Raw genomic sequence first — 16,648 nt, forward strand, 5'->3', positions numbered from 1 at the left:
AATGAAAAAAATTCTATTTACAAGCGCAATGGCATTCCTGATGTTTGCCTGCGGAAATAATAAGAAGGATAGCAGTGGTTCCGGCATTTCCATCGATGGTTCAAGTACAGTTTATCCTGTAACTGAAGCAATAGCCGAAGAATACAGAAATGAAGATTCAGAAGTAGATGTAACCATTGGGGTTTCAGGTACCGGAGGTGGTTTTCAAAAATTTGGCCGTGGTGATATAGATATTGCCAATGCTTCCAGATCTATTAAAGAGGATGAAAAAGCTATAGCCGCCGAGAACAACATTAAATTCATTGAACTCGAGGTAGCTTATGATGGCCTTGCCGTTATAGCTCACCCTGAAAATGACTGGTTAGACTGTATTACAGTTGAAGAACTTAAAACGATCTGGGAACCTGCAGCCCAGGGGAAGATCAAACGTTGGAACCAGATCAGGTCTGAATGGCCCGATGAAGAGATCCATTTATATGGTCCCGGAGTAGCCTCTGGTACTTTCGATTATTTTACCGAAGCTATCAATGGAAAAAGTGGTAGCAGCCGTGGAGACTATACCGCCAGTGAAGATGATAACGTCCTGGTACAGGGTGTTTCCGGAGATAAATACGGCCTTGGCTTCTTTGGATTGGCTTACTACGCAGAAAACAGCAACAAACTTAAATTAGTTGGCGTAGATGGAGGAGAAGGTTGTGTTGAGCCTACTGCAGAAACAGTGAGCAATGGTTCTTACGCGCCGCTTTCAAGACCTTTGTTTGTATATGTGAATAGTTCTTCTATTCAGAATAATCCTAAGGTGATAGACTTTATGGAGTTTTATCTTGAAGAAGTACCTTCTCTATTGAAAGATGTTGGTTATGTTCCCTTAACAGAGGAAGAATATAAAAGAGAAAGAAAGAAGTTTAGTAATTTTGTTGAGCAAAATAAGGCAGAATAATATAATCTTTAAGGAAATTACCGGATCCTTTTAGGGTCCGGATTTTCCATATAATAATTTTATATGCGGAAATTTAAAGAGGTCTTTATCGAAAAGAGCCTGCTAACCAGCGCGCTGATCACCATCCTGATTACTCTGGGGATTATCCTGGTTCTCTCGTTGGAAGCGGTGAATTTCTTCAGGGAAGTTCCTATTATTGATTTCCTTACCGATACGCAATGGACTCCATTGTTTACCGATAAGCATTTTGGGATTATGCCCCTGCTTTCCGGTACTTTGCTTACTTCTTTTATTGCTATTGCCTTTGCGGTACCTGTTGGTCTTAGCATTAGCATTTACATAAGTGAATACGCACCCCGAAGCTTTAGAAAATCAATAAAACCGGCCCTTGAATTACTGGCAGCCGTTCCAACCGTTGTTTATGGTTTTTTCGCATTAACGGTGGTAACCCCTTTTCTGCAAAGTTTTATCCCCGGACTTTCGGGTTTTAACTCTCTATCAGCCGGTTTGGTAATGGGAATAATGATTATCCCCTTTGTCTCTTCCCTGAGTGAGGATGCTTTGCATGCCGTTCCAAATTCTTTACGGGAAGCAGCCTACGGAATGGGCTCTACAAAACTTCAAAATTCATTCAGGGTTTTGGTGCCTGCAGCCTCATCCGGAATAATTGTATCTATTATCCTGGCTATTTCCAGGGCGATTGGGGAAACGATGATCGTGGCTATCGCAGCGGGCCAACAACCCCGTTTAACGATGGACCCTACCGTGCCCGTAGAAACCATTACTGCCTATATTGTACAGGTGAGCCTGGGGGATGTGGAACACGGCAGCCTGGAGTATCGAACTATTTTCGCAGCAGGGATCACCCTGTTCATTTTCACCTTCCTGCTTAATACTTTTAGTTATAAGATCAGGAAAAAATTCAGGGAGAAATATGAATAATATAAAAGCCAACCGACTCAAAGATCAGATCTTTAAGTTCTGGGGAATAGCCTGTACTCTTTTAGGACTGGTTTTACTTGCTATCTTTATAGGTTCTATTCTCATAGACGGTCTGCAAAGAATTGACTGGGACTTTATTACCAGCCTTCCCTCCCGTAAGGCGGAAAGAGCCGGGATTTATACCGCCCTTATGGGAAGTGTGTGGGTACTGGTTCTAACTACCATTATCGCACTGCCATTGGGAATAGCTGCTGCGATCTATCTTGAAGAATACGCCAGAAAAGGCAAGCTCTCGTCGCTGCTTGAAGTGAATATCTCCAACCTTGCGGGGGTGCCCTCAATTATTTATGGCTTGCTGGGACTTGAAATTTTTGTACGTATATTGGAAATGGGCTCCAGTGTGCTGGCCGGGAGTTTTACCCTGGCTTTGCTCATCCTGCCCATTGTAATAGTCTCTACCAGGGAGGCGATAAAAGCAGTGCCTCAATCGGTGAGAGATGGTTCTTTTGCCCTGGGAGCTTCAAAATGGCAAACCGTCGCCCGGCAGTTATTGCCGGCCTCCTTTGGAGGGATACTAACCGGGGTTATTCTTGCGCTTTCAAGAGCAGTAGGAGAAACCGCCCCGCTTATCGTGATAGGGGCCCTAACCTATGTACCATTTGCTCCGGAATCTCCAATGGATGAATTTTCGGTCTTGCCTATTCAGATCTTTAACTGGATCTCAAGACCGCAAGAGGGCTTTGAAGTAAATGCCGCCGCAGCGATTATAATTTTATTATTAATAACTTTCCTGATGAATGGAATAGCTGTTTTCTTCAGAAATAAATGGCAGAAAAAATTAGGATAAATGACGCAACAAGTGAACGATAATATTGTAGATAAATCTATTAAACGAGTGCATAAACTGGAAGCCAAAGGAGTAAAGGTCTTTTATGACGATTTTGAGGCTATAAAGGGCATAGATATGCAGATCAAGGCCAATAAGGTTACCGCTTTTATAGGTCCTTCCGGTTGTGGAAAGTCTACTTTTCTCAGGCTTTTTAACAGGATGAACGACTATGTGGACGGCTTCAGGATGGAAGGTGAAATTCTGATAGACGGTGAGAATATCTATAAAAAGAAGGTGAACGTAGAGCAACTGAGGAAGCAGGTGGGAATGGTTTTTCAGAAACCTAATCCTTTTCCAAAATCTATCTATGAGAATGTAGCCTACGGCCTGAAGATACAGGGCATAAAGGATAAAAAGTACCTGAAGGAAAAAGTGGAGGACTCTCTGAAACAGGTGGCCCTTTGGGATGAGGTAAAGGACGATCTCAACAAATCGGCGATGGCTCTTTCGGGTGGACAGCAGCAACGGCTTTGTATTGCCCGTACCCTCGCGGTAGAGCCTTCCATCATTTTAATGGATGAGCCTACTTCTGCACTCGATCCGCTTTCAACGGCAAAGATCGAGGAACTCATCTACGAGCTGAAACAGAAATACACGATTGTGATCGTAACACACAATATGCAACAGGCAGGTAGGATTAGCGATTACACCGCATTTTTCTATCTTGGGGAATTAATAGAGTACGATAAATCAAAAAAACTCTTTACAAATCCTGAAAAACAGCAAACAGAGAATTATATTACAGGTAGGTTCGGATAAAAAACACGTATTATGATAAGTTTAGATCAACATAAAGAAGCTTTAAATCAGGCCGGGCTTGAAATGCTTCAACTTTGTAACAAACAATTGGAGAACACCCGGGAAGCCTTTTTTACTCACGACAGTGAATTAGCAGAAGAGGTGATTCATACTGAAAACAGGGTGAATGCTCTTGATCTTAGAATAGACCGCGATTGTGAGCGCTTCATCGCCCTTCATAATCCGGTTGCCAGCGACCTGCGGTTTGCCCTGGCCCTGCGGAAAATAAATTTCGATCTGGAAAGAGTAGGGGATCATGCCTACGGGATCTCTAAATATATCGTGGAACTCGACACGCCCATAGACAAAAAAGTTCTTGAAATGATGCGGGTTGAGGAAATGTTCGATGCAGCGCTTTCTATGCTGGAAGATATCACCGATTCCTATGAGGAGGTGGATACCAAAATGGCCAGAAAGGTGTTTAAGAAAGATAAAACTCTTAACCAGATCAATATGGACTCCTTCGGAATTATTTCTGAAGAAGTGCAAAAAGATCCTAAGCTTATCAACCAGTTCCTGCTGCTCTTCTCGGTGATCAAGAAACTGGAACGCATAGGAGACCTTATTACCAATATCGCAGAAGAGATTATCTTCTACAGCGAAGCCGAGGTGATGAAACACCGCAAGAAGAAAAAAGTAAGACGTAGCAAAGACTAAATCTGATATTTTCAGAATCGATTTATATCAAAAACCGGCAGGCCTTCCTGTCGGTTTTTTTGTTTTAAAAAACAGTGTGATTAAAACTATTGTTGACTTCGGAAGGTCCCGATGTCCAGCGGGTCCCGATATTATCGGGAATATCGGGAAGTGTTGTGGAGTTCGTAATATCAAGCAGTTCCCGATACATCCCGAAAGCCTTCGGGATGAAGACTGCTCCCACATTTTCAATTCCCCCGAACTCAACCTGCTGACTTCCCTTCTGCAAATGATAAATATCATTTTAAACTCTTCCGGTTTTTCCTACTTTGTAAAGGTTCAAATCAAAAAGAAATATTATGGACTGCAATGCCTATGCAAACCAACTGGCCGAATTCTCCTGGGAGATCAGGAATGAGAGCCTTGAGATCTTCGAAAGACTGCCTGAAGGCTTTATGAACTGGCGTCTGAACAATAATGCCATGAGCTTTGCCCATATTGCAAAACATCTTATTAATGTAGATGAGCTCTTCCTGGAGATGCTGCAAACCGGAAAAAAAACCTATGAATGGCATCTGGGTTCAGAGGAGCCTCATTACGAAGTAGAAAATGCCGAATTTGAAGAGATTAAACAACGTCTTAAAACCCTTCAAAAAGAACGTCACGCTATCATTCAGGCGATGGATGAAAATACTCTGAACGAGAAGGTTACCGGAGAACTCGGGGAACAAAGCAATATCTGGTCGTTCATTATGCAAAAACTTCTGGAACACGAAATCTATCACCGTGGCCAATTATCTGCCTACCTTAAAATCCTTCAGGGTGAGGGGGAATTAAGTTAAAATCCCGGGAAATTTACAGACATACCGCCGCACTACTGACAGAAAATAGTGACATCATTTTCTGTGTTCAGACTTCAGGTTAACACTTAGCCTTAAAACCCTTTTTTGCATATCCTTAAAATTCAGTATCTTAGACCGAAAGCCTTGTCGGTTTCGAAATTATTACACGTTTTCCTGATCCCCTTTCTGTAATCTCTAAACCTGCTTATCTGTGGTTATAATTTAGAATAACCAATCTTAATAATTATGATACTAAAGGATGCAACACAGATCAACAGAAAAGAATTTATTCAACAATTTAGCCTGGGAATGGGCGCCTTAGGTGCCAGCATGTTTTTTCCTCTTATGGCAGGAGCGAATAATCTGGCCAAAACCAATAATCCCAAAGATATTCTTATTCTCGGCGCGGGGCTGGCAGGTCTTGCCGCCGCCCGGGAACTAGATAAGGCCGGGCATAAGGTCAGCGTTCTTGAAGCCCGCAATCGTCCCGGTGGCAGGGTTTCTACCCTCCGTAATCCTTTTCCCGATGGTTTATATGCTGAAGAAGGCGCTGTGGGATTTTCCTCTACCTATACCCAGTCCCTGAAATATATCGATGAACTGGGGCTGGAGCGTATTCCTTATCCCTTGCCCGAAAAAGAAGTCGTCTACTATTTCAATGGAAAAAGACTGGAAGCTAAGCTTGGAGAAACCGCCGACTGGCCTTACGAGCTAACTGAAGAGGAGAAGAAACTGGATCCGATGGGCTTGGTTTTTAAATATATTATGGAACCTCTTCCTGAAGAAAATTTAAACCCTGATGCCTGGGATCAACCTCCGCTTATAGACCTTGATGAAATCTCGCTCTATGACTATATGAAGCGGCAGGGTGCCAGCGAAGGCGCTATAAAATTGGTGCAAAATACACAATGGTTTGCCGCAGAACCAAAAGAAACCTCCGGGCTTTCCATGGCAGTTTCTGATTTCGGACTCTTTATGAGCGGAACCTCTTTTTTTGTGCTGAAAGGAGGCAATGATAAACTGCCTGCTGCAATGTCAAAGCAGCTTGGCGATAAGATCAAATATAACAGCAGGGTAACCGGACTTCGCGAATCCGATGATAAGGCCTTTGTTGAGGTGAAAAACGACGCAGGTGAAACCGAATATCAAGCGGATTATGTGATCTGCACTATCCCTGCAGCAGTCCTTGCCGGGATTCCTTTTGAACCTGCTTTGCCCGTCCTTAAAGCCGAAGCCTTACAGCAACTACCCGTGCTTGATGTTACCCGTAGCTTTTTCCAAACCAATAAAGCCTTCTGGCTGGAGAAAGATCTTTCAGGAGCGGCTTACACCGATCTTCCTGTGAAACAAATCACCCCTTATACTATGTCGCAAAACCCCGCCGAAAATCCGGGGATACTGGAAAGCTATGCGATGGGAAAAGGAGCAAAAGCTCTCGGAAAACTGGAAAAACAGGAACTGGAAAACAAACTCCTTCCTGAAATTAAAAAGATCTTCCCCGAAATTGGAGATCATCATGAGGACACCTATGTGAAAGCCTGGGGAGAAGATCCCTATGCCCTTGGTGGTCCCAGCTTCCCGGCTCCGGGAGATGTGACCAAATATCTAAAGGCGCTGCAGGAACCTCATGGCCGTTTCCATTTTGCCGGGGAATATACCAGTATTTTGCGGAGTACTATGGAGGGAGCGCTTCGCTCAGGAGCGAATGTAGCAAAAGCGATCAATGCGTTGAAGGGGTAACGGATTGCGGACCTGTTCCTGCCGAAAAATTCCTAACTTTCCCAAAAAAATAAATTATGCCGCTTATTTTGCCCGTAAAAGAAAAGACCCCCGAATTTGGGAAAGATTGCTTCCTCGCTGAAAATGCCACCATTGTTGGCGACGTGGTGATGGGAAATCAATGTTCGGTGTGGTTCAATGCTGTAATTCGGGGAGATGTGAATGCCATCCGGATAGGAGACCGGACTAATATCCAGGATGGGGCCGTGATTCATTGTACTTATGAAAAAGCCGCTACAACTATTGGGAATAATGTTTCTATTGGACACAACGCCATCGTGCATGGCTGTGAAGTAAAAGATAATGCCCTTATCGGGATGGGCGCTATTGTAATGGATAAGGCGGTAGTAGGGGAGAACTGCATTATTGCTGCCGGCGCCGTGGTCCTGGAAAATACCTTCTGCGAACCCGGACATATCTACGCCGGAACTCCTGCGCGAAAGATCAAAAAACTAAGTGAAGACCAGAGAAACAATCTGGAAAAAACCGCTAAGAATTACATCATGTATAGCGGCTGGTTCAAAAAATAAGTTTTTCAATTATTATCCAAAATATGAGGCTCATCATATTTCATACTGCCTCTAATCCCTAATTTAGCTCCTGTCTGGAATACGGTCAGAATACCGGTTGGGTCCCCAGACAGCCCGACCAACAGGTTACTTTTTTGGTTAATAGTAATTAATACTTTTATAAGAACAGGAGGACTGCACCCTCCTGTTCTTTTTTTTGCACCTTGTCAAAGATCTTCCTCCTTGATTTTCAAATAATCTCCTATTAGCAGCACGGCCGGAAATAAGATCTCCTCTTCCAGCTCAGCATGTTTTTCGAGCGCCTTATCATATCCCGAAAGTTCCGGGTGGTTTTCTCTGCGGGCAGCATCCATTATTTCGCTCAGAAAATGGCCGATCATTTGATGTTCCGCCAGCATGGCGTCCCTGTTTTCCCTGAATTTTTCGGTAAGCTGAATGATCTTTGCGCTCTCTTCCGGCAGTTCACCCTTAGCCAGTAATGGCAGGATCCCCAAAGGAGGCAATACATAATCTTCTTCTTCCTTAAAATGAAATTCCATCACTTCATATAGCTCCTTTGCCACTATCCCGGTGCTATCTTCATAAGAAGTGATCGGCTTTAGTCTATCAAGAAAGTAATTATGATCTTTTAAGATCTGGGCGGGCACTTCAGGTTTAACGCTAAACCGCGGAATCGCAGTTTCTTCCTCATTTCTGCAGCTGCTCAGAAATAAAAGGCTTAGGATGATATATAGATAGGACTTCATTATTTTTTATGAAAGGTAGAAAGCCTGAAGCTGAAGTGAAATGATAAAAATCAGTATAGTTTTCTTAGGTTAGTACAGTTCTTGCCACACTAAGATCAATTCTTTAAAATCCCATAATAACTTATATTGATAATTTTATTATCAAAGTGTCTTTTTTGAGTGTAGTACTTTCCCGGCGTAAAATTTTTGAAGCCTTGGAGAAAATTTAGCCGGGAAAGTGCGGTTCCGAGCGCGGTAGCGCTACGGAAACACCTGCAAAAAAGTGTCATTTTTTTGGTTCGTTTTTTTGGACAAGCAAAAAAATGAACATAACCAAGTCAGCAAATAAACACGGAATAAGCCGATTGACAAGAAATGTCAGAAAAGTATTCCTTCTGCAACCGCTACCATGTGCTTAATATCTTAGCAAGCTTAGTTTATTAAATCTTAAACCACCACGGCATCTACCAACCAAAGCCTAAAGACTAACAAACTAAATTCGTAAATTAGACTAGCAAATTCTCAAGAAGAAAACTCATGAAAACCAAAACCGAAACATTACTGGAATTATGGCTGGAAGCCCGCACCCGATTTTCCAACTTGCTGGATGATCTCAGCGCCGATGACCTGAAAAAAAGACTGGGATCCCCAAATTCGGTAGGATTTCTAATTCGACACATAGGCGATGTAGAACTGCTTTTTGCCAAAAATGTTTTTGGAGATTCGGGGGTGAAGGTAGTCGCTAAAACAGTGATCGCGCAAAAAGATACCGGAGAGTGGACTAAGCTTGAAGAACTCAAAGCCTATGTTGCTGAATCCCTGGAGAAATTAAAAGCTATTGTAGAAAAACAAAGCGACGCAGACTGGGAAACAGAGATCAGCACCAAAGAATTCGGCACCAAAACCAAAGCCGAAGCCTTCGGAAGGATCATCTCCCACACCACCTACCACGCCGGGCAACTGGCCATCATTAAAAAATACGGAGAGGTTCAGAATTAAAAAGAGGTAAGCACAAAAAACGTCATCCCGGGCCCTGACCAGATCTGAATTAACCCGTCATCCCGGGCTTGAACCGGGATCTCATCACAAAGGGGAAACATTGAACGCTAAACCCCAAAAGACTAATGACTAAAGACTAACGTCCAATGTCTAACTATCCTCCCCATACACCAACTCAATAAACTCAAGATGAGGGATCTCTCCAAAATATTCTTTTAATTCAATATCCTTCAGCAGTTCATAAATATCCTCTTTTTCGTAGCGGGCACCAACCAGGAGTTTTTCCAGATTTTCTACAGGTTCTTTTCCGAAGAAATCCCCGAAGATCTTAAAATCTTTGATATGGCCTTTTTCCACGAAGATCCGCAGATCGACCTCTCCCACGGAGAAACGTTTGCTGCGTTGAATGTTGAATTTCGGGGAACGCCCGTAATTCCAATCCCAGGTATCGTATTTCTCTTCTTTCAAGCGATGCACGGCTTTCCATTCTTCGGAGCTGAGGTAGTAGCGCTCAAAATCCTCGCTCTCCTCATAGAGGCCTTTTAAAAGCCGACTTCGGAAATCCTCGATTTTCATCGAATCCTTTAAAAACTCCTGGATATTCGCCACCCGGCTGCGCACCGATTTGTGGCCCTTAGACTGGATCTTGCTCATCTTCACATTCAGGGCATTGGCAACTTCCCCCAGCTCGGTGTCCAGTAGGAGGGTACCGTGGCTTATCATTCGTTTGCCTGTGGAAAACTGGGCGGTACCAGAAATCTTCTTTTCCTCTACCTGGATGTCGTTACGGCCCTTGAGTTCGGCATCAAGGCCCATACTCTTTAAAACCTTGATCACCGGTGCCGTGAACTTTTTGAAATTGTTCAGACTCTTTACGTCGTGGTTGGTGATAAAGCTGAAGTTGAGATTTCCGAAGTCGTGGTACACCGCACCGCCGCCGGAAACCCGCCTTACCACCTGGATATCCTTCTCATCGACATAGCCCTGGTTGATCTCCTCCAGGGTGTTCTGATTGCGGCCAATGATAATGGAGGGCGCATTGATATAGAAGAGTAAATAATCGGTATCGGCACTAAAATTTCTTAAGGCATACTCCTCTAATGCCAGGTTCAGTCTCGGATTGTTAACTCCTTCGTTCTCGATGAAGATCATTTCATTTGGGTTTTACGCAAATATAATTAATTCAGAAAGCCTCCGGCCTCATTAGCGATAGGAAAAAACAATCCTTAATCCCGAACCACAAAAGAAACGTCAGCCCGGACTCGATCCGGGATCTCATCATAATTGGGATCAATGCGAAACAACCGACAACAGAAACCCGACATAACGAATCCCGAATCACAAAAGAAGCGTCATCCCGGGCCCGACTCGGGATCTCATACAGCGCATCCAATTAACCAATTAACGAATCCCGAATTAACGAATTAACGGATTCCTAATTAACCAATCCACTACTTAGTCTTTATCATCACCACATAATCAGAGAGGAGTTTGATCTTTTCTGTCAGGCTTTTGCTAGTGATATTATTATCATCAGGTAAAACCAGGGAAGCGGGGAGAACGTCTATTAAATTTTTTAGATAACTCGATTTGATAGCATAGGAAACATTATCGGCAAGGTCGGGGCTAATGATAGCCGAATTTATTCCGATTAATTTCCCGTCAAAGTCGAATAAAGGGCCGCCGCTATTTCCGGGTTGGATAGGGGTGGTCATTTGGTAAGTAGAAATATCTCCCTGGAAACCGGTTTTTGAACTTATTTTACCATCGGTAAATTTTATTTCAGTACCCATTACAGATAAGGCCATAGGATAGCCTAGTGCGAACACATTAGTGCCGATATCAGATAATTCTGTTCCAAAAATATAGGGTAGCTCATCAAAGGGGGTAAATGAAGCATCTTTGATCTTCAGGATAGCAAGGTCATTTTGCCTGTCACTTTGGATGACCTGCGCCTCGTACCGGATCTTCTGCCCATTCCTTATGAATTCAATTTCTATTTGTGAAGCGTCTTCAATTACATGATAATTGGTGGCCAGATACCCGTCTTTGCTGATAAAAAAGCCGGTGCCGTTTCCTTTCCATCCCGGGGCGCTGGATACAGGCCGACTATTGGACACCAGTGCTCCGGGGATGTCCTGTCTTACGATCAGGTTTTCGAACAACACTTCTTTACTCCCGGAAATTACAAATCCTGTATTATTTCCGCGGAAGGAATAAAAGTCATCAGAAAACACCACCCCGCCATTAATGGAATAATAGATCTTATCATCTACTTTCAGGATCTTTAAAAGATTCCTTTCAAAATCTTTATTGATTTTATCAGATTCGGTCCAGTCTGCGAGTTCGAGATTAATCCCTTCGGTTTTGCCTCCTATTCTGAAATAACCGTTTGCCGTAATTGAAAAATAGTAATAATTATCCCAATCTCTGAAACCCCAGATCAGGCCATGACTGTTGTTATTATCGCCGGATTTGAAATCTACAATTGTTTCAATAGAGAAGTTTTCTGAAAGGGAGAGCGGAACGTTAACTGTTTGCTGAAATGTTGTCCCGGAACTCTTCATTTTTAATCCCTGGCCTGAAATTATATTGCTTTTAAATTCCTTTTCATCAGCGTTGAGGTTCCAGCCGTTTTCATTTTCAGCAGTATAGAAAGACTCGTAAAATACCTTCTGACAATTCTCAAATTCATCGCATTCGGTGAAGAACTTCCCAATCATTTCCCCATTGGAAAAAGATAGGCTGCGGTAAAGCTTACCCGATTCGTAATATAAATTATAATCCCCGTGGTATTCCCCATTCTTATATTCGGCTTCCATCTGTAAATTGCCGTTTTCAAACCAGGTCTTATGATTTATAAGGTTACCGGTTTGGTCATAGAGGCTCTCAAATTGTTTCCTACCGTCTTTTAAAACCCCCCGGCTATGTCCGGTAAAGATAGATTTTGAATCGTCAGCCTTATCGATATATAGCGCCCCGTCTATTACAGATTGTAACTCTCCCGTGATAAAATAATCCCTGACTTCTCCTACCGGCTTATCCTGGCTGTCATAGTTTACAACTCTGTAAAAGTCTGCCTTTGAGGCCGAGGTGCCATTCCACTCTTCATCATAATAATATTTTTTCTGGCTTTGTCCTATTGCAGTTCCGGTAATAAGTAAAAGGGAAAACAGGAGTAGGAATTTTATTTTCATTCTAAGTTCATTTTAGTGGGCACAAGATTTCCTTATAAAACATAGCGTAGGAGGATCGGGGAATTCCTGAATAATCAAGTAAAGTTACTGAAAAATCTTTTTAACCCTGCAAGGCTTCTGTCTATCTCTGCAAGGGTTCTAAACCCTTGCAGGGTTAAGGTTTAAATTCTCTCCGGCCAGTTATTAGGCAATTCCCCGCTGAACCCCATTTCCGGTAGCTTATCGATTTCTTCCATTTCTGTTTTGGTCAATTCAAAATCGAACAGATCGATATTTTCTTTAATCCTTTCGGGGGATGTGGATTTTGGAATGGGAATCACCTCATGCTGAATGATCCATCTCAAACAAACCTGTGCAACAGATCTCTTGTGGTTGCCGGCAATTGCTTTTAAGACTTCATTCTTAAAAACTTTCCCTCTTGCCAGAGGCGACCAGGCCTGAACCACTATATTCTGACTCTTACAGAATTCTACCAATTCCTTTTGCCAATACCCCGGATGAAATTCTATTTGATTGATTGCCGGGATCACATTGGCGGTTTGAAATAAGGCTTCTAAATGTTCCCGGAAAAAATTACTAACCCCAATAGCTCTTATTTTGCCTTCGGCTTGTAATTCCTCCATGGCCCGCCAGGTATCGGCATTGGTTTTTTGCCAGTTATCGTAATTTTTAGCATTTGCAGGCCAGTGTATTAAATATAGGTCAAGGTAATCTGTATCCAGCTTTTTTAAAGATTTTTCAAACTCTATTTTAGTTGAGCTGTATCCCAGATTTTCCCGCCATAATTTAGTGGTTATAAAAATATCTTCCCTGGCAACACCACTGGCTTTTATTCCTTTTCCAATAGCTTCTTCGTTCCCGTATTTTGCCGCTGTATCAATTAGACGATACCCATTAGAGATTGCGCTTGAGACCGCTTCATTTCCCTCTTCCTCTGTAGCTTTATAGGTGCCGAAGCCAACAGCCGGTAATTCGATCCCGTTATTTAAGATGATTTTTTTCATAAAACTAAAGTCATTTTCTTAAAATAGGTTTGATTCTTCCAATGATTGCTCACGGTCTCCTCCAACGCGGGAGTAGGGGGGCGCAAAACTGGGCTTAATCATTTCCTATCCTGGTTACTAAAATTACAATTTTTCGGTGATACCAATATTTGAAATCGCTAAATCAGGTTTGCCTTATATTGAAAATTATGTATCAAAATTGGATTAAAATGCCTGGAATTTAGCTTAGTTCTTTGCTGTATGCTGATTAAATACGTTCTAATTCTGTTGAAAACCTGAAAAATTTTAAAACTTCTTTTTCCTCGTCAATTTTACGTAACTGAAGATGAAATCCTTTTAAGCTTTTAATTGCTATTTCAAATTCTTTCATAATTCCTTTAGCACTCTCTTTTTCTTCCTTCAAGGTTTCTTTTGTCGGTTTCTCTAATGTTTTGGTTTTATAATGAACTAATTTATTTCGGAGTGAGATAATCTTATTTAATGATTCGAAGTCTTTAGAACCTCTATCTATACTTTTCGAATAAATCAGCTTCATAACTATTTCCCATTTGGCCTGAACAGATAACTTATCCAAATTTTCTTTGTAATATTTTGAACCAAGTTCGACAACGCCTATTTCGTTAATAAGTGCTTCGTAATATGTAGACAGAATAATCACACCCTGATTAGCAAGCTTGTATTTTTTCTTATTTAAAAAACCTAACTGGTCCATATAATCGACTCTTTCTTGTACAAATTTTTGAGTATCGGGAATAGATTCTGGATTTAATTTCTTTTGATAGTTCTCAATTTCGGAGTTGACATCTAAGATTTGTAGATATAAATCTATAGAAATCTGCAGAAACAGTTCCACGTTTCCACTCCTTAATTGGCCTTTATAATCAGTATAAAATTTTTGCATTCTAGTGTTTTTAACTTGCACATAAAGGTTTTACTTACCGCAAGTTGCGGGAATAGGGATGCGGACTTGTTGGATTAACCATTTGTTTCCTGGTTTACTAAATTGCATTTTTCCGGCAAACCTTTATTTGTGGTGAGCGCTGTTGTAAATTGGGCGAGTTCCGGATTAATTTAAATTTTCAATTATTTTATTTTTCAAATCTTTACTCATTAAATTTTTTCCGATAATGATTCCATTCTTGTCAATAAGAATATTTGATGGAGTGGATGAAACTCCATATGCTTGAAATACTTCACCGTCCCAGCCATTTAAATTACTGCACTGTGGCCATGTAATATTATCTTCATTTATAGCCTTTATCCAGTTTCCTCTGGAATTATCTTTTGAGATACTAATTATATTTAGTCCGTCAGGATGATAATCTTCATATATCTTTCGCAACTTTTCATTCATCATTCTACTTCCAGCACAAGTGGAAGACCAAAATTGAATGAGAGTTAATTCTCCAGTAAGTTCCGAAAGCTTTTGAGTCTTATTTTCTTTATTAGAAATTTCAAAGTCCATATATTTTTCACCTATTTCAGGCATATCTTTTTCCAAAAATTTTGCAACCTTCTGTCCAATAGAAGAGGTTTGTATTTCGGGTGAAAGTTTTGCATAGAACTCCGCAATTTCCTGCTGGTTCCATCGTCTGTTCGCCATTGTTAGAATGTATGCACTTACTAAAGCATCGGGATGCTTGTTTATAAAATCCTTTTCCCTCTGGTTTTTTATGTCATCTGAAATTTCTCCGGCATTAGCATAAACCTTATCTTTCATTTCCTTTGCCAAGCTGTGATTTCTCGAGCCGGTAACCACTGCATTTTTAAAATCTCCTTTTGTGGCATCAAAGGTCATAGGTCTGTTTTCAAGCCACAATTCAGTGAACTTTGTTTTGTCCTTTTTAAATAGCATTACAAATAATACAGGTTCGGGAAGGGTGGTAGTAAACTTAAAGGTGTTGTTACGCACCAAAGCAGAATCAATATTGCCTCCGTTGGCTAAATCCCGGAAATATAAATAGGTGTTATCTTCAATATCTGATGTTTTTCCGGTTAGTGAAAATTCGTTCTTTTGAGCTACAAGAGTATTGACCGTTATTAAACAGAGAATAATTAATTTTTTTGAAGTCATAGGTAGTAATTTAATTACATTAAAAGTTACTGAATCTTTCTTTAGCCTTGTTTACGACTCTTTATAACGTACCTGTTTTAATCCTTTTAGTCAATTTGTTGGGGATTAAAAGTATGTTTTAAAGATTTATAAGTTATTACAGCACAAGACTCATAGGGAAGAATAGCTGCTGTAAAATGTGTTGGTAGGTAAATCTATAAAAAATTTCTTAAAGCTTTTAGGATTTTACCGCCCGAAAGTAAGAAAACAGCAAAATCCGGAAGCTTTTGTTGTCGGTTTGTTTATTTTTTAACAGAAGAAAAGCAGAGAGTGTGAGTATTAGGATGAGCGATTTAATTCATCTTTTACCAAAGATATCCCTTCGGCAGCTCGAAGAAAAATAAGTCTGATACCGGAAAAGAAAATTTGTGAATATCTATTCTCTCGATTATTCAGCAGGCCTGTTATTAATTCTATTTTTGGGACCCTAAAAAAAATGATATGAGCGTAACTTGGTATGAATGTAAGGTGAAATACAAAAAAACACACGACACAGGAGAGCAAAAAATAAGCACCGACACCTATTTGCTGGATGCGGTGTCTTTTACAGAGGCAGAGTCAAGGATCACTGAGGAGATGAAGGCTTATACCAGTGAAGATTTCAGAATAATGAATATAAAGGTCGCCAACTTTTCAGAAGTCCACCCCTTCGAAAACTCAGACAGGTGGTTCAAATCAAAGGTTTCTTTGGTAGCCCTTGATGAAGAAAGCGGGAAAGAAAAGAAGACCAATATTTATTTACTGGTGCAGGCCAACGATGTAAAAGAGGCTTTTGAGAATACCACCAAAGCCATGGAAGATACTATGGGCGATTACACCATCCCGTCTATTACAGAATCTCCCATCCTGGATGTATTCCCATATTTCACCGGGGAAGAAGAACAACTGGAGAAATTCAATGTCCTTGAGGATTCTGAAACTACAGGAGAAGTGAAAGCAGAAGAAACTCAAGTCTCCGAAGCAGAGACTACAGAAGAATCGGCAGAACTAAAAGCATAGGTATAAAATATCTCTCAAAGATTTAATCTTTACTAAAAGGGTTTGACTGATAAAGTCGAACCCTTTTTTCGTGTCAGGCTGTGCCCGACCGGAGGGAGGATGATCGAAGCTCTTTCCATCTTTAAGGTAGAACGGACTAAGTTGAATGATCGTCATCCCGGACTCGATCCGGAATCTCCTCCCTAAAAGCTACCAACCTCACTGCATCACTGCTTTACGAATTAACCAACTCACGAATCCCGAATCAAATGACCG

At 41.3% G+C, this 16,648-nt stretch carries 17 protein-coding genes; 10 read left to right on the top strand and 7 right to left on the bottom strand.

All coding sequences use genetic code 11. From position 1 onward, the window contains the following. The first annotated feature begins 1 nt into the window (after position 1). The 5 genes from BM266_RS13750 (at position 2) to phoU (ending at position 4,226) form a co-directional block, all read left to right on the top strand. Complete coding sequence (locus BM266_RS13750) at positions 2 to 940, top strand: PstS family phosphate ABC transporter substrate-binding protein (RefSeq protein WP_093410708.1); 939 nt, start codon at positions 2 to 4, stop codon at positions 938 to 940. 63 nt (positions 941 to 1,003) lie between these two features. Next, the gene (gene pstC / locus BM266_RS13755; RefSeq protein WP_093410710.1) at positions 1,004 to 1,882 is read left to right on the top strand and encodes a phosphate ABC transporter permease subunit PstC; all 879 of its coding nucleotides are present in this window, start codon (positions 1,004 to 1,006) and stop codon (positions 1,880 to 1,882) included. After that, entirely contained in the window at positions 1,875 to 2,729 is an 855-nt protein-coding gene (gene pstA / locus BM266_RS13760) for a phosphate ABC transporter permease PstA (protein ID WP_093410712.1), read from the top strand. The genes pstC and pstA overlap by 8 nt, the downstream gene beginning before the upstream one ends. Next, positions 2,730 to 3,530 (top strand): phosphate ABC transporter ATP-binding protein PstB, encoded by an 801-nt coding sequence (pstB, locus tag BM266_RS13765; protein ID WP_093410714.1) that lies wholly within the window; start codon positions 2,730 to 2,732, stop codon positions 3,528 to 3,530. Positions 3,531 to 3,542: 12 nt separating this feature from the next. Next, complete coding sequence (gene phoU / locus BM266_RS13770) at positions 3,543 to 4,226, top strand: phosphate signaling complex protein PhoU (RefSeq protein WP_093410715.1); 684 nt, start codon at positions 3,543 to 3,545, stop codon at positions 4,224 to 4,226. A 64-nt stretch (positions 4,227 to 4,290) separates the two neighbouring features. On the opposite strand, the gene BM266_RS13775 is transcribed toward phoU, so the two are convergent. Next, positions 4,291 to 4,494, bottom strand: a complete 204-nt coding sequence (locus BM266_RS13775) for a hypothetical protein (RefSeq protein ID WP_093410717.1) — start codon at positions 4,492 to 4,494, stop codon at positions 4,291 to 4,293. Positions 4,495 to 4,564: 70 nt separating this feature from the next. Here BM266_RS13775 and BM266_RS13780 point away from each other — a divergent pair, with 70 nt between their 5' ends. The 3 genes from BM266_RS13780 (at position 4,565) to BM266_RS13790 (ending at position 7,356) form a co-directional block, all read left to right on the top strand. Then, positions 4,565 to 5,047 (top strand): DinB family protein, encoded by a 483-nt coding sequence (locus BM266_RS13780; RefSeq protein ID WP_093410719.1) that lies wholly within the window; start codon positions 4,565 to 4,567, stop codon positions 5,045 to 5,047. 246 nt (positions 5,048 to 5,293) lie between these two features. Next, positions 5,294 to 6,787 carry a flavin monoamine oxidase family protein gene (locus BM266_RS13785; protein WP_093410721.1) on the top strand — a complete coding sequence of 498 codons (1,494 nt, stop codon included), beginning with the start codon at positions 5,294 to 5,296 and terminating at the stop codon, positions 6,785 to 6,787. 56 nt (positions 6,788 to 6,843) lie between these two features. Further along, positions 6,844 to 7,356 (top strand): gamma carbonic anhydrase family protein, encoded by a 513-nt coding sequence (locus tag BM266_RS13790; RefSeq protein WP_093410723.1) that lies wholly within the window; start codon positions 6,844 to 6,846, stop codon positions 7,354 to 7,356. Positions 7,357 to 7,562: 206 nt separating this feature from the next. On the opposite strand, the gene BM266_RS13795 is transcribed toward BM266_RS13790, so the two are convergent. Next, complete coding sequence (locus BM266_RS13795) at positions 7,563 to 8,102, bottom strand: hemerythrin domain-containing protein (RefSeq protein WP_093410725.1); 540 nt, start codon at positions 8,100 to 8,102, stop codon at positions 7,563 to 7,565. Between the two features lie 516 nt (positions 8,103 to 8,618). On the opposite strand from BM266_RS13795, the gene BM266_RS13800 reads away from it, so the two are divergent. After that, on the top strand, positions 8,619 to 9,080 hold the full coding sequence (locus BM266_RS13800) for a DinB family protein (protein WP_093410727.1): 462 nt from the start codon (positions 8,619 to 8,621) through the stop codon (positions 9,078 to 9,080). 150 nt (positions 9,081 to 9,230) lie between these two features. Here BM266_RS13800 and BM266_RS13805 read toward each other — a convergent pair whose 3' ends face one another. The 5 genes from BM266_RS13805 to BM266_RS13825 all read right to left on the bottom strand — a co-directional run bounded on the left by BM266_RS13805 (position 9,231) and on the right by BM266_RS13825 (position 15,355). Then, positions 9,231 to 10,232, bottom strand: coding sequence for a lipoate--protein ligase (locus BM266_RS13805; RefSeq protein WP_093410730.1), 1,002 nt, complete (start codon positions 10,230 to 10,232; stop codon positions 9,231 to 9,233). Between the two features lie 299 nt (positions 10,233 to 10,531). After that, positions 10,532 to 12,277 carry a trypsin-like peptidase domain-containing protein gene (locus BM266_RS13810; protein ID WP_093410731.1) on the bottom strand — a complete coding sequence of 582 codons (1,746 nt, stop codon included), beginning with the start codon at positions 12,275 to 12,277 and terminating at the stop codon, positions 10,532 to 10,534. A 161-nt stretch (positions 12,278 to 12,438) separates the two neighbouring features. Then, the gene (locus BM266_RS13815) at positions 12,439 to 13,281 is read right to left on the bottom strand and encodes an aldo/keto reductase (RefSeq protein ID WP_093410733.1); all 843 of its coding nucleotides are present in this window, start codon (positions 13,279 to 13,281) and stop codon (positions 12,439 to 12,441) included. A gap of 247 nt (positions 13,282 to 13,528) precedes the next feature. After that, positions 13,529 to 14,182 (bottom strand): hypothetical protein, encoded by a 654-nt coding sequence (locus BM266_RS13820; RefSeq protein ID WP_093410735.1) that lies wholly within the window; start codon positions 14,180 to 14,182, stop codon positions 13,529 to 13,531. Positions 14,183 to 14,347: 165 nt separating this feature from the next. Next, the gene (locus BM266_RS13825; protein ID WP_093410737.1) at positions 14,348 to 15,355 is read right to left on the bottom strand and encodes a TlpA disulfide reductase family protein; all 1,008 of its coding nucleotides are present in this window, start codon (positions 15,353 to 15,355) and stop codon (positions 14,348 to 14,350) included. Between the two features lie 480 nt (positions 15,356 to 15,835). On the opposite strand from BM266_RS13825, the gene BM266_RS13830 reads away from it, so the two are divergent. Then, positions 15,836 to 16,393, top strand: coding sequence for a DUF4494 domain-containing protein (locus tag BM266_RS13830; protein WP_093410739.1), 558 nt, complete (start codon positions 15,836 to 15,838; stop codon positions 16,391 to 16,393). Positions 16,394 to 16,648 lie beyond the last annotated feature (255 nt).

The organism is Salegentibacter flavus (genome assembly GCF_900115145.1).
In the GTDB taxonomy this organism is placed as follows: Bacteria; Bacteroidota; Bacteroidia; order Flavobacteriales; family Flavobacteriaceae; genus Salegentibacter; species Salegentibacter flavus.